Annotated in this window: 16 protein-coding genes; 7 read left to right on the top strand and 9 right to left on the bottom strand. The window is 74.7% G+C overall.

Features of this window, described 5'->3' with window-relative positions; genetic code table 11:
• Positions 1 to 7 precede the first annotated feature (7 nt).
• The 4 genes from VO99_RS21355 to VO99_RS21345 form a co-directional block, all read right to left on the bottom strand.
• Positions 8 to 2,224, bottom strand: a complete 2,217-nt coding sequence (locus tag VO99_RS21355) for a GAF domain-containing protein (RefSeq protein ID WP_046114950.1) — start codon at positions 2,222 to 2,224, stop codon at positions 8 to 10.
• Between the two features lie 25 nt (positions 2,225 to 2,249).
• Positions 2,250 to 3,605 carry a PAS domain-containing protein gene (locus VO99_RS29145; RefSeq protein ID WP_052736518.1) on the bottom strand — a complete coding sequence of 452 codons (1,356 nt, stop codon included), beginning with the start codon at positions 3,603 to 3,605 and terminating at the stop codon, positions 2,250 to 2,252.
• Between the two features lie 108 nt (positions 3,606 to 3,713).
• On the bottom strand, positions 3,714 to 3,851 hold the full coding sequence (locus VO99_RS30435; protein WP_157039689.1) for a hypothetical protein: 138 nt from the start codon (positions 3,849 to 3,851) through the stop codon (positions 3,714 to 3,716).
• Positions 3,851 to 4,597, bottom strand: a complete 747-nt coding sequence (locus VO99_RS21345; protein WP_157039688.1) for a hypothetical protein — start codon at positions 4,595 to 4,597, stop codon at positions 3,851 to 3,853. The genes VO99_RS30435 and VO99_RS21345 overlap by 1 nt, the downstream gene beginning before the upstream one ends.
• Before the next feature lie 80 nt (positions 4,598 to 4,677).
• On the opposite strand from VO99_RS21345, the gene VO99_RS21340 reads away from it, so the two are divergent.
• The 5 genes from VO99_RS21340 to VO99_RS21320 all read left to right on the top strand — a co-directional run bounded on the left by VO99_RS21340 (position 4,678) and on the right by VO99_RS21320 (position 9,875).
• A complete protein-coding gene (locus VO99_RS21340) occupies positions 4,678 to 6,243 on the top strand; it encodes a phytoene desaturase (protein WP_083440807.1) in 1,566 nt (521 codons plus the stop codon).
• The gene (locus VO99_RS21335; protein WP_046114948.1) at positions 6,212 to 7,249 is read left to right on the top strand and encodes a phytoene/squalene synthase family protein; all 1,038 of its coding nucleotides are present in this window, start codon (positions 6,212 to 6,214) and stop codon (positions 7,247 to 7,249) included. Before VO99_RS21340 ends, VO99_RS21335 begins: the two co-directional genes overlap by 32 nt.
• A gap of 4 nt (positions 7,250 to 7,253) precedes the next feature.
• Positions 7,254 to 8,510 carry a glutamyl-tRNA reductase gene (gene hemA, locus VO99_RS21330; RefSeq protein ID WP_046114947.1) on the top strand — a complete coding sequence of 419 codons (1,257 nt, stop codon included), beginning with the start codon at positions 7,254 to 7,256 and terminating at the stop codon, positions 8,508 to 8,510.
• Positions 8,507 to 8,707, top strand: coding sequence for a hypothetical protein (locus tag VO99_RS21325; protein WP_046114946.1), 201 nt, complete (start codon positions 8,507 to 8,509; stop codon positions 8,705 to 8,707). The genes hemA and VO99_RS21325 overlap by 4 nt, the downstream gene beginning before the upstream one ends.
• Before the next feature lie 70 nt (positions 8,708 to 8,777).
• The gene (locus VO99_RS21320; RefSeq protein ID WP_046114945.1) at positions 8,778 to 9,875 is read left to right on the top strand and encodes an acyltransferase family protein; all 1,098 of its coding nucleotides are present in this window, start codon (positions 8,778 to 8,780) and stop codon (positions 9,873 to 9,875) included.
• 21 nt (positions 9,876 to 9,896) lie between these two features.
• On the opposite strand, the gene VO99_RS29140 is transcribed toward VO99_RS21320, so the two are convergent.
• From VO99_RS29140 to crtD, 5 genes are all read right to left on the bottom strand, one after another.
• Complete coding sequence (locus VO99_RS29140; protein ID WP_198157008.1) at positions 9,897 to 10,532, bottom strand: exopolysaccharide biosynthesis protein; 636 nt, start codon at positions 10,530 to 10,532, stop codon at positions 9,897 to 9,899.
• Positions 10,529 to 10,969 carry a hypothetical protein gene (locus VO99_RS21310; protein WP_046114944.1) on the bottom strand — a complete coding sequence of 147 codons (441 nt, stop codon included), beginning with the start codon at positions 10,967 to 10,969 and terminating at the stop codon, positions 10,529 to 10,531. Before VO99_RS21310 ends, VO99_RS29140 begins: the two co-directional genes overlap by 4 nt.
• 115 nt (positions 10,970 to 11,084) lie before the next feature.
• Positions 11,085 to 12,662 (bottom strand): methyl-accepting chemotaxis protein, encoded by a 1,578-nt coding sequence (locus VO99_RS31895; RefSeq protein WP_046114943.1) that lies wholly within the window; start codon positions 12,660 to 12,662, stop codon positions 11,085 to 11,087.
• 164 nt (positions 12,663 to 12,826) lie between these two features.
• The gene (locus VO99_RS21300) at positions 12,827 to 13,645 is read right to left on the bottom strand and encodes a carotenoid 1,2-hydratase family protein (RefSeq protein WP_198157007.1); all 819 of its coding nucleotides are present in this window, start codon (positions 13,643 to 13,645) and stop codon (positions 12,827 to 12,829) included.
• A gap of 38 nt (positions 13,646 to 13,683) precedes the next feature.
• Entirely contained in the window at positions 13,684 to 15,222 is a 1,539-nt protein-coding gene (gene crtD / locus VO99_RS21295) for a 1-hydroxycarotenoid 3,4-desaturase CrtD (RefSeq protein ID WP_046114942.1), read from the bottom strand.
• 86 nt (positions 15,223 to 15,308) lie between these two features.
• On the opposite strand from crtD, the gene VO99_RS21290 reads away from it, so the two are divergent.
• Positions 15,309 to 16,190 carry a polyprenyl synthetase family protein gene (locus VO99_RS21290; protein ID WP_198157006.1) on the top strand — a complete coding sequence of 294 codons (882 nt, stop codon included), beginning with the start codon at positions 15,309 to 15,311 and terminating at the stop codon, positions 16,188 to 16,190.
• Between the two features lie 178 nt (positions 16,191 to 16,368).
• Positions 16,369 to 17,529 carry a methyltransferase gene (locus tag VO99_RS21285; RefSeq protein WP_157039686.1) on the top strand — a complete coding sequence of 387 codons (1,161 nt, stop codon included), beginning with the start codon at positions 16,369 to 16,371 and terminating at the stop codon, positions 17,527 to 17,529.
• Positions 17,530 to 17,562: the final 33 nt, after the last annotated feature.

Below are 17,562 nucleotides of genomic sequence, written 5' to 3'. Positions count from 1 at the left end.
GCTGCCGCTAGCCGGCGTCGCCGGCCACGCCGAACAGGCGGATGCGCCCGTACAGCGTGGCCGCGCGCTGGGTGGAGGCCTCCACTTCCTGCAGCAGCGGCGCCATGTCGGGGCCCACCGGTCCGTCGGCGATGTCCATCGCCACCAGGCTGGCATTGCTGAGGATGGCGCGCATCACCTCGTCGGCGCCCACCGGCTGCGCCGCGCCTTCGGCGGCGGTGCGCTGCAGCGAGGCTTCGAGCTGCCGCCGGGCCTCGGCCGCGCGCTGGCTGTCCACCAGGTCGGTGAGGGTGAGGATGAGGCCGAGCGCGCTGCCGTCGCGCGCCGGCACGATCTCGGCGCGCACGCCCACCGGCCGCGGCGGGCCGCCGGCGGTGCCCTGCAGCGCCAGCTCGCCGCGCCAGGGTTGGTGCGCCGCCTTCAGGCCGCGCAGCATGTCGTGCAGCGCCTGCGGCGGCCGGAAGCCGGCGGCCACGTCGCCCAGCGTGTGCAGGGTGCGGCCGTCGGGCGCCAGCAGGCGGCGGAAGGCCTCGTTGGCATGCAGCAGTCGGCCGTGCGCATCGGCGATGGCCACCGGCTCGCGCGAGTTCTGCACCGTGCCGCGGATCTGCACCAGCTGCCGCTCGGCGATCAGCAGCCGCACCGCATGCACCTGCACGATGATGTCCACCAGCGCGCTGCCGAAGGCCCGTGCCAGCGCGATCTCGGTGGCCGTCCAGGGCAGGGCGGTGCCGCGCACGATCTCCGACCAGGCCGCGAAGGAGCGCCGCGGCGACAGCTCCATCGGGTCGTCGCCCACCTTGGGCTTGTGCGGGTCGCCGGCCCAGGTGACGGTCAGCAGCTGCTCCTTGCGGAACCACATCAGGTAGTCGGGCTGGCTGGCCGACAGCCGCACCGCCAGCACGCCGGCGGCCACCGGCGTCAGCGAAGCCAGCGCGGGCTCGGCCTGGGCGATGGACGAGCAGGCCAGCGGCGGCGCATCGGTGGTGGCCTGCGGCGCGGCCGGCGCCGGGCGAGAGTCCACCCACCGCGCCAGCGCGCGCAGCTCGGGCGTGGAGGGCACCTCGCCGGAGGTGAGCACCTCGCCGTCGTGGAACAGCGCCGCTCCGGTCGCGCCCAGCGGCTGCAGCAGCGTGGCCGGGTTGCGCAGCAGGGCCAGCCGCCAGTCGCCTTCGGTGGAAGTGGCCTCGATCAGCCGCTGCTCCAGCCGGCGCACCACCAGCGCCACCTGGGCATGGGCATAGTTCTCGATGGCGGCGATGCGGGTGGCGATCACCTCGGCCAGCAGGTCGCAGGCGGTGCGCACCGCATAGCGCAGGTTGCGCGGCTGGTAGTGGTGGGCGGCGATCAGGCCCCAGAGCCGGCCCTCGTGCACCAGGGACACCACCAGCGTGGCGGTGACGCCCATGTTCTTCAGGTACTGCAGGTGCAGCGGCGACATGCTGCGCAGGTAGCACATCGACATGTCCAGCTCCTGCCCGGTGGGCGGCAGCCGCGCGGGCACCAGCGGCGCCGGCTGGTAGTGCACGTCCATCAGCACCCGCACGCGGTTGCGCAGGTAGAGCGCACGGGCGCGCTGGGGGATGTCGGTGGCCGGATAGTGGTGGCCCAGCAGCGATTCCAGCCGCGGGTCGCGCGCCTCCGCGATGATCTTGCCGTGGCCGTCGGGGTCGAACTGGTAGACCATCACCCGGTCGTAGCCGGTCAGCTCGTGGATGCCCTGCACCGCGGCGTCGGCCAGCGCGCCCAGGCTGGCCGCCGCCGACAGCCGCTGCACCGTGGCCGACACGCAGGCCAGCACCGCCTCCTGCCCGATGGTGGCCATGTGGCGGGCGCTGTCGGGCAGCTCCACCGCTTCCACCTCCACCACCAGCTGGCCGTCGGGCACCCGGTGCAGGCTGCCTTCCAGCACCCGCGGCATGCCGTCGGCAGCGCTGGTGCATTGCAGCGGCACGGGCTCGTCCTGCGGGCGGGCCACGCGCGGCGCCAGCGCGGCCACCTGCGCGGCCAGGTCGCCGCCCAGCACCTGCAGCGGCCGCTCCAGCAGCCGCTCCACCGGCAGGCCCAGCACCGCGGCGGTGTTGGCGCTGGCCTGCAGCACCTGCAGGTCCGACGGCCGCAGCACCAGCAGCGCGCCATGCGGCTGCACCGAGCCGGCAAGGTGGATCAGCTCACGCTCGCAGTTGCTGAGGTCGGCCTGGCCGAAGGGCGGGTGGTACGTCACGGCGGGCGGGAGCGCAGGCGGAATGTCAGCCGGCGTCGTCGGTGGCCAGGCCCAGCCGGCGCATGCGGCGCTGCAGCTCGGCGGTGTCGATGCCCAGCTGCAGCGCGGCCGCCGCCATGCGGCCGCCGGCCTGGGCCAGCGCGGTGTCGATGGCATGGCGCTCGGTGGCGTCGCTGGCCTCGCGCAGCAGCGCGGGCAGCGGCAACTGGCCCACCCGCGCGGCGATGCGCTGCAGCGTGGCCGCCAGGTCCAGCGGCGTGCCCGGCGGCGCGCCGGCCGGCGCCGGGGACGCCAGCGGCCGCAGCACGAAGGCCAGGCGCTCCTGCTCGCCATCGGCCAGCAGCGAGACCCACAGCGCCACCGCCACCGGCGCACCGGCGGCGCCGATGGTGGCCCGGGCCTGGGTGGCGAAGCCGGCGCGGCGGGCGTCGGACAACGCCGCCGCCAGCTGGCGGTGCGGATCGCCCAGCACCTCGGCCACCGGGCGGCCGGCCAGCTGGGCTTCGGTGTCCGCGCCGGCCAGGGCCAGCAGCTCGGCATTGGCCATCAGCACGCGGCCGTGGGCATCGGCCACCAGCACGGCGTCCTGCACCGCCTGGCCCGGCTGCGGCGTCTCGGCCGGCCGGGCGCGCACCAGCAGGGCCTGGGGCTGGGCCGCATCGTCGGGGCGGATGGGGACCACCGACACATCCAGCGCCAGCACGTCGGCCGCGCGCTGCAGCCGGGTGCGCACCTCGGTGGCGCGGCCGGCGCTCTGCGCCAGCGCCAGCAGGTCGCGGATGGGCGGCGGCAGCGGCTGGCCCGGCGCGCCGAACAGCGCCTGCGCCTGCGCATTGGCATCGGCCGCCAGCAGGGTGGGCAGCTGCACCAGCATCACCGCGTCGCTGGCCACCTGGGCCAGCAGCCGCTGGCGCGACTGCTCCTGGCGCAGGCGCCAGTAGTCGCGCTCCATCTCGCGCTGGGCCTCGACGAAGCGCTGCTGGATGGCGGCCACCGCGCGCAGGTCGCGGCCCACGGCCAGCAGCGGGCCGCCGGCGCCCAGGCGCAGCGCGGCATAGCTGATGGGGATGTCCTCGCCGCTGGCCGAGGGATGGTTCACCTCGCGCCGGCGGGAGACGCCGTGGCTGCCCACTTCCTGCAGCAGCTGCTCGATCTTGCGGCGGGTGCCGCCGGTCACGGTCTCGGCCCAGGGCCGGCCTACCCATTGGCCGGCGCCCAGGGCCAGCGCGGCGTCGGCGGCCGCCACGTTGGTGACGATGCCGTCCTCGCCGATCACCAGGGCGATGTCACTGGCCAGCGACACGAAGGCCGTGGCCAGCTCGGGAGCCAGGCCTGACAGCGCGCTCAGGTCGGTGGGGTCGGGGGTGCCAGGGGTGGCCACGACATGCTTTCAGGGTTCACCCGGACGGGGGGTGGAACAACTCGTCGGACCTTAACACACGGGTGCGGCCGCCCTCGCGGGCCGCTGCACCCCCCGGCAGCCCGGCCTTCAGGCCGGTTGTGCCTCGTCGCTGGCGTCCTCCGCCTCGCCTTCGTTGGCGCGCGCCAGCGCACGCCGGCGCAACCACAGCTGGAGGGCCTCGCCGCCCAGCACGGCCACGGTCAGCAGCAGGAGCAGGGTGTCCATCACAGTACCTCCAGCGCATGCAGCTGCCGCCGCGCACGCTCCACGATCTCCAGGCGGGTGCGCTGCAGCACCACCGCCGCCGCATGCGCGCCGCCAGCCAGCAGGCCGAGCGCCAGCGCGGCGGCCGGCGGCGGGGCCGCGTGCGGTGCCGGCATGGCGCCCAGGTGCAGCACCGCCAGCGGGAGCAGCCCGGCCAGCAGCAGCACCGCGGCGGCGCGGTCGGCGCGCGGCGGCTCGGCGATGGCGTGGCGCAGCAGCACCGCGCCCAGCGTGAAGGGCAGCAGCATCGCCTCCGGCGCCAGTTGCGCATTCCACCAGGCGTCGCCCGCGCTGGCCTGCACCGCCTGCGCGGCCATCGACAGCATCGCCATCAGGGCGGTGGTGGGCGCCGCAGCCGCCGCCACGATGGGGCAGAGCCGGGCCACGCCGAGCAGGCCCAGCCCGGCGGCCAGCGCCATCAACAAGTAGAGGCCGCCGGCCAGCGGGGCCGTCACCGCATGGAGCAGGGCGGCGATGGTGCCCTCCGCGCCTGCAGCGCGGGCGGCCCCCTCCGCGCCAGCGGCGCGGGCGGCCATCAAGGCCGCCAGGCCGCCCAGCACCGCCACCGCGGCCAGCCACCGCACCAGCCGGCCGGCCAGCGCATAGAAGAACCAGGGCGTGGCCAGCCGGCGCAGGTCCGCCGCCGACCGCCAGGCCCGCGCGCGGCGCGGCCGGCGCGGCAAGGAATGAGGGTGGAGCTGCGGCATGGGGCCTCCCGGATCAGGGCTTACGAGCAGTGGGGCGCGATCAGGTTGTAAATCAAAGTTGACACTCATACTATAGCCGCATGTTGACAGCCCATGCGCCCGTTTACACCGTCCCGGCCACGCGGCCGGCCACCGGCGGCGGGCCTGCCGCGGCACCGCATGCGGTCGTCATCGGCAGCGGCTTCGGTGGCCTGGCCGCGGCGGTGCGCCTGGGCGCACGCGGCTGGCGGGTGACGGTGCTGGAGGCACTGGACCAGCCCGGCGGCCGCGCCCGGGTGCACCGGCAGGACGGCTTCACCTTCGATGCCGGCCCCACCGTCATCACCGCGCCCTTCCTGCTGGAGGAGCTGTGGGCCCTGTGCGGCCGGCGGCTGGCCGACGACGTGGACCTGCGGCCGGTGAGCCCCTTCTACCGCGTGCGCTTCGACGACGGCACGCAGTTCGACTACAGCGGCGACGCCGCCGCGATGGAGGCCGAGGTGGCCCGCCTGTCGCCTGCCGACGTGGACGGCTACCGCCGCTTCCTGGCGGCCAGCCAGGCCATCTTCCAGGTGGGCTTCGAGCAGCTGGCGCATGTGCCCTTCAGCCGCTGGACCGACATGGCGCGGGTGCTGCCTAAGCTGCTGCAGCTGGAGGGCTGGCGCACCGTCCACGGCCTGGCTTGCAAGCATGTGCAGAGCCCGCGGCTGCGCATGGTGCTCACCTTCCAGTCGCTGCTGGTGGGTGGCAATCCGTTCGCCACCACCTCGGTGTACTGCCTCATCGCCTTCCTCGAGCGGCGCTGGGGCGTGCACTTTCCCATCGGCGGCACCGGCCGGCTGGTGCAGGGGCTCGTGAGCCTGGTGGAAGGGCAGGGCAACCGGGTGCGCTGCGGCGCGCCGGTGGCGCAGATCCTGGCCGAGCGCGGTGCGGCCACCGGCGTGCGGCTGGCCGATGGCGAGGTGCTCGAGGCCGACATCGTGGTGAGCAATGCCGACTCGGCCACCACCTACCGCCGGCTGCTGCCCGGCGTGCGGCGCCGGCGCTGGACCGACCGCCGCATCGACCGTGCGCGCTACTCGATGAGCCTGTTCGTCTGGTACTTCGGCACCCGCCGGCAGTACCCGGGCGTGGCCCACCACACCATTGCGCTGGGCCCGCGCTACCGCGGCCTGCTGGACGACATCTTCGAGCGCAAGCACCTGGCCGAGGACTTCAGCCTCTACCTGCACCGGCCCACCGCCACCGATCCCTCGCTGGCGCCGCCGGGCTGCGATGCCTTCTACGTGCTGTCGCCGGTGCCGCACCTGCAGTCGGGCACCGACTGGCAGGTGCAGGGCGAGTTGTATAGACAAGCCATCGAGGCCCGGCTGGAAGCCACGCTGCTGCCCGGCCTGGGCCAGGCGCTGTGCAGCTCGCGCATCACCACGCCGCAGGATTTCCAGGACACGCTGGGTGCCTTCCGCGGCGCCGCCTTCGGGCTGGAGCCGGTGCTCACGCAGAGCGCCTGGTTCCGCCCCCACAACCAGAGCGAGGAGCTGCGCGGCCTCTACCTGGTGGGCGCCGGCACCCACCCGGGTGCGGGCCTGCCCGGCGTGCTGTCCTCCGCGCGCATCCTCGACACGGTGGTACCCGATGCCCGAGCCTTCCAGCAGCAACCCGCCTGAGCTGTCGGCGGCCGACGTGGCGGCCTGCCGGCGCGTGCTGCGCCAGCATTCGCGCAGCTTCCATGCCGCATCGCTGATGCTGCCGCGCACGGTGCGCGATCCCGCCTCGGTGCTGTATGGCTTCTGCCGCCTGGCCGACGATGCGGTGGACGTGCATGGCGGCCAGGCCGAGGCCATCGCGCGGCTGCAGGAGCGGCTGGCCCGCGCCGCCGCCGGCCGGCCGCTGCCGCAGGCGGCCGACCGCGCGCTGGCCGCGGTGCTGCGCGCGCATGCCATTCCGCTGGAGCTGCCGGTGCGGCTGCTGGAAGGCCTGGCCTGGGACGCCGAGGGCCGGCGCTACGAGACGCTGGACGACCTGCTGCACTACGCCGCCCGCGTGGCCGGTACCGTGGGCGCGATGATGTGCCTGCTGATGGACGTGCGCAGCCACCGGGCCCTGGCCCGCGCCTGCGACCTGGGCGTGGCGATGCAGCTGTCCAACATCGCCCGCGACGTAGGCGAGGACGCCCGCATGGGCCGCCTGTACCTGCCGCTGCAGTGGCTGCATGTCGCCGGCATCGATGCCGATGCCTGGCTGGCCGCGCCGCGGCATTCCCCGGCGCTGGCCGGCGTGGTGGAGCGGCTGCTGCGGCAGGCCGACCTGCTGTACGCCCGCGCCGACGCCGGCATCGCGATGCTGCCGGTGGCCTGCCGGCCGGGCATCCGTGCCGCGCGCCGCCTGTATGCCGAGATCGGCCAGCAGGTGCGCCGCGCCGGCTGCGATGCGGTGGGCGGGCGGGCGGTGGTGCCGCCGCTGCGCAAGGCGGTGCTGCTGGCCGGTGCCGCCTGGCCGGGCGCGGGCCGCGGCCGCCGTGCCGCCGCGGGCCCGCTGCCGCCGCTGGCCGCCACCCGGGGGCTGGTGGAAGCCGCCGCCCGCCCGGTACCGCGCCGCCGCGGCCCGGTGGACACGGTGCTCGACCTCTTCGAGCGGCTGGAGCGGCGCGACCGCTTCGGCAGCGCCGGTTGATGCCATGGCAGTGCTGGCGCTGGGACTCAACCACGGCAGTGCGCCGCTGGACGTGCGCGGGCGCTTCGCCTTCCCGGCCGATGCGCTGGGCCAGGCGCTGCGCGGCCTGGGCGCGCGGCTGCAGCGCGCGCCGGCCGAGGCCGCCATCCTGTCCACCTGCAACCGCACCGAGCTGTACATCGCCACGCCCGACGGAGCGCCCGCGGTGCTGCCCACGCTGCTGGACTGGCTGGCTGAGCACGGCGGCATGCCGGCCGCCGCCCTGCAATCGCACACCTATGTGCGGCAGGACTGCGATGCCGCCCGCCATGCCTTCCGGGTGGCCGCGGGGCTGGACTCCATGGTGCTGGGCGAGCCGCAGATCCTGGGCCAGCTCAAGCTGGCGGTGAAGCAGGCCGAGGAGGCCGGCGCGCTGGGCAGCACGCTGCACCAGCTGTTCCAGCGCTCCTTCTCGGTGGCCAAGGAGGTGCGCAGCTGCACCGACATCGGCGTCCATTCGGTGAGCATGGCCGCGGCCGCGGTGCGGCTGGCCGAGCAGCTGTTCGAGCAGATGGCCGACACCCGCGTGCTGTGCGTGGGCGCGGGCGAGATGATCGGGCGCGTGGCCACGCATTTCGCGGCGCGCAAGCCGCGCGCGCTGATGCTGGCCAACCGCACGCCGGCACGCGGCGAAGCCCTGGCGCAGGCCCTGGGCGCGCAGTCCATGCCGCTGGCCGAGCTGCCGGCCCGGCTGGCCGAGTTCGACGTGGTGGTGAGCTGCACCGCCAGCACCCTGCCGCTGATCGGCCTGGGCGCGGTGGAGCGGGCGCTGAAGGCCCGGCGCCGCCGCCCGATGCTGCTGCTGGACCTGGCGGTGCCGCGGGACATCGAGGCCGAGGTGGCCCGCCTGCCGGAGGTGTACCTCTACACCGTCGACGACCTGGCCACGCGGGTGCGCGGCGCCGGCGAGCGCCGCCAGGCTGCGGTGGCGCAGGCCGAAGGCATCATCGACGCGGGCGTGGAGCGCTTCGGCCGCTGGCTGGCGCAGCGCGGCGCGGTGCCGCTGATCCGCTCGCTCAACGAGCAGGTGGACAGCTGGCGCGCTGCGGAGATCGCCCGGGCGCGCAAGCGGCTGGCCGCGGGCATGCCGATCGACGAGGTGTTCGAGGCGCTGTCCCAGGGGCTGGCGCACAAGCTGATGCACGGCACCCTGGCCGAGCTGCATGCCGCCGGCGGCGCCGCGCTGGCGCCCACGGTGCAGCGCCTGTTCCTGCGCCGATGAGCGGCAGCACGCTGGTGCTGGTGGAGCTGCTGCTGGTGCTGGGCGGCGTGATGGGCTGGGCGGTGTGGGAGCTGTGGTCGGTGCGGCGCCAGCTGCGCGAGGACCGCGATCGCCTGCGGCAGGCCGGGGCGGACCGGCAGGGCGGGCAGGGCGACCCGCCCGGGTCCGACGGCATACCGCCTTCGCGTTTCGACTGATTGCGCCGCCCGCCGGGGCCGGGGATGCTGCGCCCGCGGTGCAGTTCGCCGCGCCGCCGGCAGTGCGCCCGTGACCCCTTCGTTCTCGCTGTACCTCGAAGTCGTCCGCGTGGTGGCCACGGTGGTGGTGGTGCTGGGGCATGCCAAGGCCTTCCACCTGCCGGTGAGCCAGTTCTGCGACCGCTTCCATCCCGGCCGCGACGCGGTCATCGCCTTCTTCGTGCTCTCGGGCTTCGTCATCAGCTGGTGCGCCACCGAGCGCGACCGCGACTGGCGCCGTTATGCGCTGCAGCGGGCGACGCGCGTGTACTCGGTGGCGGTGCCGGCGGTGGCCTTCAGCCTGCTGGTGGCCGCCGTCATCCCGATGCTGGCCGGCGGCAGCCTGCCCTATCCGCTGCAAAAGCTGTGGCTGTACCTGCCGATCTACCTCGGCTTCCTGGGCAACGTGGGGCCGCTGACCGAGACGCCGCCGCACAACTTTCCCTGGTGGTCGCTCAATTTCGAGGTCTGGTACTACGTGGTGCTGGGCGTGGCCCTCTTCGGCCGCGGCCGATGGCGCTGGCCGGCGGTGGCGCTGCTGCTGGTGGCCATGGCGCCGGCCATGCTGGCGCTGCTGCCGGTATGGCTGGCCGGCGTGGTGCTGCAGCGCTGGGGCGGCCCGCGCTGGCGGCCGCCGGTGGCGCGGCTGGTGGCCGGCGGCACCGTGCTGGCCTACCTGGCCGTCAAGCTTGGCGGGGTGGATGCCGAGATGGACCAGCGGCTGCTGGGCCGGGTGGAAACCGCCGGCCATGAACGGCTGCTGGGCACCTACCTGGTGGCTGGGCTGATGGCGCTGCACCTGGCCGCGGTGCGCTGCCTGCACTTCGCGCCGCCGCCCGCGGTGGCCGGGCTGATCCGCCGCGCCGCCTCGCTCACCTTCGCCACCTACCTGTTCCACCTGCCGCTGTTCGACCTGGCGCAGGCGCTGTGGCCACGGCGCGAGGGCGGCCTGGCCCACTACGCGGCGGTGGTGGCCGGCACGCTGCTGCTGTGCGGCCTGGCCGGCGTGGTCACCGAGCAGCACAAGCAGCGCTACCGCAGCAGCCTGGTGCGCCTGGCGCGGCGGCTGCGCGGCTGGGGGCCGGAGGTCGCCCCGCTGCCGGCCGGCCGGCCGCCCGGCCCGGGATGAAGGCCGCTGCCCGGCGGGCGCTCAGCTGCCCGCGCCTGGCCAGGGCAGCCAGGCCGGCAGCAGCCCGCGCGCCAGCAGCCAGGCGCCAATGAACAGCGCCGTGGTGCCCAGCAGCGCCAGCGCCGACATCAGCCAGCCCAGCAGCACCGCCACCCCGTCGTGGAACACCAGGCCGATGCCCAGCAGCATCAGCGCCAGGGCCGGCAGCACGTTGCCGAAGGGAATGGGCAGCACGATGATCACCGCCATCACGCCCACCAGCGCCGCCAGCAGGCCATGCGGATGGCCGGTGGCCAGGTGGCTGAGCCGTGGCCGCGACAGCAGGCCGGCCAGCGCATAGGCCGCGGCCAGCAGCCGCAGCACCCGCGCCGCCCAGCGCTGCGAAAGCTGGAAGCCGCCCACCCGCTGCGGCAGTGCCATCGCGCCGCGGCCGCGCCACAGCGCGGCAGCCAGCGCGCAGATGCCCATGCCCACCACCGTGCCCGAGCCCGGCACTGGCAGCAGGCAGGGCACTGCCAGCAGCACCAGCAGGCTGCCCTGCGCGGCCGGCCCATGGGCCTGCGCCAGCCATTGCAGCGACACGCCCTCGCCGGGCAGCTCGGCGGCCGCATGGCGCAGCCGTTGGGCCAGCCCGGCTGGCGTGGCCTCGCCCGTCACCGGGGCAGGCCGGTGGCGGCTTGCGCCAGGCGGGCGGCGGGGTTCGCCGTGGCCGCCGCGGCGCGGGCGCGCCGGCGCCACAAGGCGATGCCGGCATGCAGGGCCACGCCCAGGGCCAGCAGCAGCAGCGCGCCGAAGGCCCACACCACCCACAGCAGCACCGTCAGGCCGCCGGCCAGGGCCGGCAGCAGGCCCAGCAGGCCATCGACCCAGGGCGCCAGCTCGGCCAGCGCCGCGGTGATGCTGGCAGCGATCTCCGGCGGCACCCACGGCGCCAGCCAGGCCGGCAGCTGCAGCGCGGGCACGCCGGCCGCACCCACCGAGACCTGCCCGGCCTGTGCCGCCGACCAGCCGGCCAGCGCATCCACCGCCCACAGGCCGCCGGTCCACAGCGCCAGCAGCCCCGCGATGGCGAACCACACGATGGCGTAGAACATGTCGATCTCCTTGTGCTTGAAAAGAAACGGGGCCGATTGTCTGAACCGGGCGTTTCGAAAAAAGCATAGGCGGATGGACGAATGTTCCTAGTTATTCGAAGTAAAAGCGGCAGGCTCAGGCCGCCTGCAGCGGCAGCTTGAACACCGCCACCGCCTGCACCAGCTGGGCGGCCTGGTGCTTCAGGCTCTCGGCGGCGGCGGCGCTTTCCTCCACCAGCGCGGCGTTCTGCTGGGTGGCCTGGTCCATGTGGCTCACGGCCTGGCCCACCTGGCGCACGCCGGCGCTCTGTTCCTCGCTGGCCGCGGTGATCTCGGCCACGATCTCGCTCACCCGCTGGATGGAGCGCACGATCTCGCCCATGGTGCTGCCGGCACGGTCCACCAGCTGGGTGCCCTGTTCCACCTGCTCCACGCTGCGGCCGATCAAGGTCTTGATCTCCTTGGCGGCCTCGGCGCTGCGCTGGGCCAGGCTGCGCACCTCGGCCGCCACCACGGCGAAGCCGCGGCCCTGCTCGCCGGCACGGGCGGCTTCCACCGCCGCGTTCAAGGCCAGGATGTTGGTCTGGAAGGCGATCCCGTCGATCACGCTGATGATGTCGCCGATCTTGCGGCTGCTGTCGTTGATGCCCTGCATCGTGGTGACCACCTGGCCCACCACCTCGCCGCCCTGCACCGCCACCGAGGAGGCGCTCTGCGCCAGCCGGTTGGCCTGGCCCGCGCTGTCGGCGTTGTTGCGCACGGTGCTGCCCAGCTGGTCCATCGTGGCCGCGGTCTGCTGCAGGCTGCTGGCCTGCGTCTCGGTGCGCTGCGACAGGTCCAGGTTGCCGGTGGCGATCTGCACCGAGCCAGTGGCGATGCTGTCCGATGCCTGGCGCACCTGGCCCACCACCCGGGCCAGGGCCTGCTGCATCGCGCCCAGCGAGGCCAGCACGCTGCCGGCCTGTGCCTGCGCGGCGCCGGGCACCGGGCTCAGGTCGCCGGCAGCCACCCGCTCGGCCACCTGGCCCAGTGCGGCCGGCTCGGCCCCCAGCTGGCGGACGATGTGGCGCGAGATGGCGGCCGCCAGGGCGATGCCGGCCACCAGGGCCAGCCCCAGTGCGCCCAGCATCACCGCGCGGAAGCCGGAGGCCTGCTCCATCGCCACCGCATTCAGGGCCTGCACCCGTGCTTCCTCGAATTCGATCAGCCGGTTGATGGCCGCCAGCCACTGCACGTACTGGGGCTTGGCGCGCGACCACAGCAGCGCCTGCGCCTCGGTGGCGTCGCCCCGGTCCACCGCCGCGATCACGGCCCGGGTGCTGGCCACGGCCTCGGCCTCGATCTGCTGGATGGCGGCATACAGCCGCTGCAGCTCGGCCCGGTCGTCGGAGCCGTTGATCAGCGCCTGCAGCGGCGCATCGGAGGCTGCATAGAAGCGGGCCAGCTCGTCGATGGCGGCCACTTCCTTCTGGCGGCTCTCGGCGTTGCTGGCCAGCACATGGTCGCGGATGGCGATGGCGCGGTCGTGCGCCGAGCCGCGGAAGTTGATGGCAAAGCGCTGGATGCGGGTGTGCTCCTGCCCGTTGGCCGACAGTGCGCGCTCGATGGTGCGCACCTTGACCATGGCCACGCCCGCGACGATGGACAGGATGACGAGGATGACGGCAAAAGCCAGCTGCAGGCGCTGGCTGACGCTCAGTGTGGACAGGCGCATGAGAACCTCAACGAATGGAGCGGAAGGTGCTGCGCAGCAGGACGGTCCTGCAGGCGCTGCGGGATGGCCCGGGAGGGCCGGTGCATCGATGGGCTCGGCGATCATGCAAGCCGGAGCATGAGGGCTTTTCGGCCCCGGCCGGCGCGGCTTGAGCCGCGCCCCGCTCAACCGCGCCGCGGCATGCGGAAGGGCAGCAGCGCCTGCACCCAGCGGCGGCCGAAGCGCCGCAGCGAGAGGCTTTCATGCACCGCCGTCACGGGCTGGCCCAGCAGCGTGGTGTGCACCAGGGAGCGGGTGTAGAAGGGCCCGTCCTCCAGCGTGGCCAGCAGCCGGGCATCGGGCCCGCGCACCGGCCGCGCCACGCCCCAGCGGGCCCGCGGCAGCAGGCCCATGGACGGCGGCTCGAAGGCCTGGGCGCTGCCGTCGGCCGCGATCTGCAGCGCCAGCGACAGCGGCGGCCCGCACAGCGGCTGCACGTCGTAGGTGAGGGCACTGCGGCCGCCGGCCAGCGCGGCGCGGGCCCAGGTCCAGTCGGCAAAGCGCTGCTCCAGCGGCTCGTCGCCGCGGTTGGCATCCAGGTAGCCGGTGCCGCGCCAGCACAGGCCGGGCTGCGGCAGCCGCACCTCCACCTGCGCACGCGGCGCCAGCGGCGTCCAGCGGTGGCCGCCTTCGGCCGCCAATGGAATGTCCAGCCCCGTGCGGGCCTGCGGATGCAGCGTGATGCGCCCGCGCAGCCGCTGCGGCCATGGCGCGGTGATCTCGTCGACGTCGATCACCAGCGCGTCGCCCTGCCAGTGCAGCGCGCTGGGGCCGATGGCCAGGTGGTCGTGCCGCTGGTGCAGGTGGCGGCTGCCGCGCTCGGTCATCGCCCAGCGGTGGCCGCCGTCGCCGTACAGCGCCAGGTTGATGGCGCAGTGCTCGGCGGGCGGCGCCGCGCCGCGCCGGCGGGCCGCGGCGTAGTAGGGCGAGAACACGCTGCCCACGAAGGCGATCAGCGCCAGCCCGTGGCGGCCGTCGTCGCTCAGGGCATCGAGGTACCACCAGGCATAACCACCGGATGGTGGCGCCGCATCGAAGCCAGGTCGGCCAGCAGCCGCTGCGCCGCCAGCCGGCCCGACAGCGCCGCCATCGGCACGCCCGGGCCCGGATGGGTGCTGCCACCGGCCAGGTACAGCCCCGGCAGCCGGCTGCGGGAGCCCGCCCGCCGGAACGACGCCTGCCACCCGTGGCTGGCCGGGCCATACAGCGCCCCGCCCGTGCCCGGAAACATCCGCTCGAAGTGTGCCGGCGTGGTGGTCACCATCGCCGATTCGGGCCGGATCAGCAGCCCGCAGCGGGCCAGCCGGTCGAAGGTGCTGTGCTGGCATGCGGCCATCTCCTCGGGGGTGGGCGGGCGGCTGTCGCCGGTGGGTGGGGCATTGACCAGCATCAGCAGCCGCTCGGGGCCGCCGTGCACCGTGCGGGGCTGGTCGCGCCGGTCCTGCGCGCACAGGTACACCGTGGGCGCGCGCGGCAGCCGCCCGGCGCGCAGGTCGTCGAATTCGGCGCGGTAGTCGTCGCTGAAGCACACGTTGTGGCGCAGCAGCGGCTGCCCGCGGCAGTGGGCCAGCAGGTTCCAGGTGACGGCAGACAGCGAGCGCTGCGCCGGCAGGGGCGCCCCGGGCCCGGCCGCGGCCCGCACCGCGTCGCCCAGGTGGCCGGCCGCCAGCGCGCCCACGTCGCCGTTGAACACCACGGCATCGGCATGCAGCACCTCGCCGCCGGCCAGCCGCACGCCGGCGGCGTGGCCGTCGGCCAGCAGGATCTCCGCCACCCGCGCGCCATGGCGCAGCCGGGCGCCGCACCGCGCGGCCTGCGCCGCCAGCACCTGCGCCAGCCGGTGCATGCCGCCGTCCACGTACCACACGCCGCTGTGCTCCACATGGGCCACCAGCATCAGCGTGGCCGGCGCCTGGTAGGGCGACGAGCCGCAGTAGGTGGCATAGCGGCCGAACAGCTGCCGCAGCCGCGCATCGCGGAAGTGGCCGGCCAGGGCCGCGGCCAGCGTGCCGAAGGGCGAGATGCGCGCCAGGCCGGGCAGGCCCTGCCAGGCCACCCGGCCCACCAGCTGCAGCAGGCCGGGCCGCTGGCTGCGGATGAAGGGCTGCTCCAGCGTGCGGTAGATGCGCCGCGCCCGCTGGCAGAACTGGCGGTAGCCGCGTGCATCGGCCGCGCCGGCGAAGCGGCCGATGGCATCCACGCTGGCTTCGAGGTCGGCATGCAGGTCCAGGTGCGCATCGCCCGACCAGGCATGGCGCGCCAGCACCGCGGCCGGCTTCAGGTGCAGATGGTCGTCCAGCCGCTGGCCCAGCAGGCTGAACAGCTCGTCGAACACCCAGCGCATGGTGAAGACGGTGGGGCCGGCATCCATCGGCTGGCCGCCGGCCAGCACTTCGCGCAGCTTGCCGCCGGGCTGGTCGGCGGCTTCGAGCAGCGTCACGCGCACGCCCTGCGCGGCCAGGCAGGCCGCTGCCACCAGCCCGCCGACGCCAGCACCGATCACCACCACGGAGATTGCCAATTGACGCTCCTGCTGTCGGTGTCTATTCTGAATGACAATCAATGTGTCATGCAAACATTACACACGCCGCAAGGCAGGAGGCCTGCTTGAGCACAAGCGAACGGATCGAGGAGCTGTTGGCCGGGGCCTTGGCGGCCGTGGAGTCACCCGTGCAGCCACCGCGGCTGGCGGCGGCGGTGCGGCATGCGGTATTTCCCGGCGGCGCCCGGGTGCGGCCGCGGCTGGTGCTGGCGGTGCATGCGGCCTGCGGCGAAGGCGAGGCATCGCTGGCCGGGGCTGCCGCGGCGGCGGTGGAGCTGCTGCACTGCGCCTCGCTGGTGCACGACGACCTGCCGTGCTTCGACGACGCGCCGCTGCGCCGCGGCCTGCCCAGCGTGCACCGCGCCTTCGGCGAGCGGCTGGCGGTGCTGGCGGGTGATGCGCTGATCGTGCTGGCCTTCCAGGTGCTGGCGCAGGCGTCGTGCCGCGATGCCGGCCGGCTGGCGCAGGTGCTGGCCACGGTGGCGGGCGGCGTGGGGCTGCCGGGCGGCATCTGTGCCGGCCAGGCCTGGGAATGCGAGCCGCAGGTGTGCCTGGCCGACTACCAGCGGGCCAAGACCGGCGCGCTGTTCGCGGCCGCGGCCGCGGCCGGCGCGCAGGCGGCCGGCGCGGCGCCGACGCCCTGGCGCGCCTTCGGCGATGCGCTCGGCGAGGCCTACCAGGTGGCCGACGACATCCGCGACGTGGCGGCCGACCCGGGCCTGCTGGGCAAGCCCATCGGCCGCGACCTGGCGCTGGGCCGCCCCAGCGTGGCCCGCCGCGACGGCGTGGCCGGCGCCATCCGCCGCTTCGACCGCCTGGTGGCGCAGGCCGTGGCCGCGGTGCCTGATTGCCCCGGCGCCGAGCCACTGCGCATGCTGGTGCGGCTGGAGAGCGAACGCCTGGTGCCCAAGGCACTGAGCACGGAGTGGCTGGCCTCGGCCGCTTGAGAACCTGTGGACGAACCACTCATGCCCGCTCGACGCGCCCTGACGACCCGGCTCGTCGTTGCAAATGCTCGCCATAGCTCGAGCTATCGCTGCGCTTTGCGCCTGGATCCAGGCCGCCCTATCGCGCCGCTCGGTCGCGACCGGTTCATTCACAGGTTCTGAGCCGGCTGCCCCCGCCATGCCACGCTCCCCCCACCTGGCCTGGCCGCCGACCGCCGCCGTGGCCGGCCACCTGAAGGGCCCCGCCCGCTGGCTGGCGCAGGCCGCGGTGTGGCGCGATCGGCTGATCGCCCGCCCGGGCTTCCAGCGCTGGGCGCGCCGCTTCGCGCCCACCCGGCCCATCGCCCGCCGCCGCGCCGGCGCGCTGTTCGACCTGATGGCCGGCTTCGTCTATTCGCAGGTGCTGCTGGCCTGCGTGCGGCTGGAGGTGTTCGACCTGCTGGCCGACGGCCCCCAGCCCTTGCCGGTGCTGGCCGCCGTGTGGCGCCTGCCCGAGCCCGCCGCGCGCCGGCTGGTGGATGCTGCGGTGGCCCTGCGCCTGCTGGCCTGGCGCGGCGCGGGATGCGTCGGCCTGGGGCCGCTGGGCGCGCCCCTGGTGGGCAATGCCGGCCTGGCGGCCATGGTGCTGCACCACGGGGCGCTGTATGAGGACCTGCAGGACCCGGTGGCGCTGCTGCGCCGCGACGGCGGCGGCGCGTTGGCGGGCTACTGGCCCTATGCCGGCGACGGCGACGCACGTGGCTTGGCCAGCGAGCAGGTGGCGGACTACACGGCGCTGATGGCCGCCTCCCAGCCCCTGGTGGCCGGCGAGATCCTGGACGCCTACGACTTCCGCCGCCACCGTTGCGTGCTGGACGTGGCCGGCGGCGACGGCAGCTTCCTCGCCGCCGTGGCCGAGCGCCATCCGGCGCTGCAACTGCAGCTGTTCGACCTGCCCGCGGTGGTGGCGCGGCCAGCGTCCGGCCTGCCGCAGCGGGCCGCGCGCTTCGGCGGCGACTTCCGGCTCGACCCGCTGCCCACCGGCGCCGACCTGCTCACCCTGGTGCGCGTGGTGCACGACCACGACGACGACACCGTGCGCCGCCTGCTGCGCGCGGCCTGGCAGGCGCTGCCGCCAGGCGGCGTGCTGCTGTTGGCCGAGCCGATGGCCGGCACGCCGGGCGCGCAAGCCATGGGCGATGCGTATTTCGGCTTCTACCTGCTGGCCATGGGCCGCGGGCGGCCGCGCACGGCTGCAGCGCTGACGGCCATGCTGGCCGAGGCCGGCTTCGAACGCATCCGTCAGCTGCGCACCGGCATCCCGCTGCAGTGCAGCATCCTGCGTGGGTGTAAATCGTAGTTGACACTCAGTACGCTAAGCGTATTCTGACAC

The organism is Aquincola tertiaricarbonis, from assembly GCF_000969605.1.
Lineage (GTDB): Bacteria > Pseudomonadota > Gammaproteobacteria > Burkholderiales > Burkholderiaceae_C > Aquincola > Aquincola tertiaricarbonis.
The sequence above is the reverse complement of the archived record's forward strand: the minus strand, read 5'-3'. Positions and strand labels throughout refer to the sequence as shown.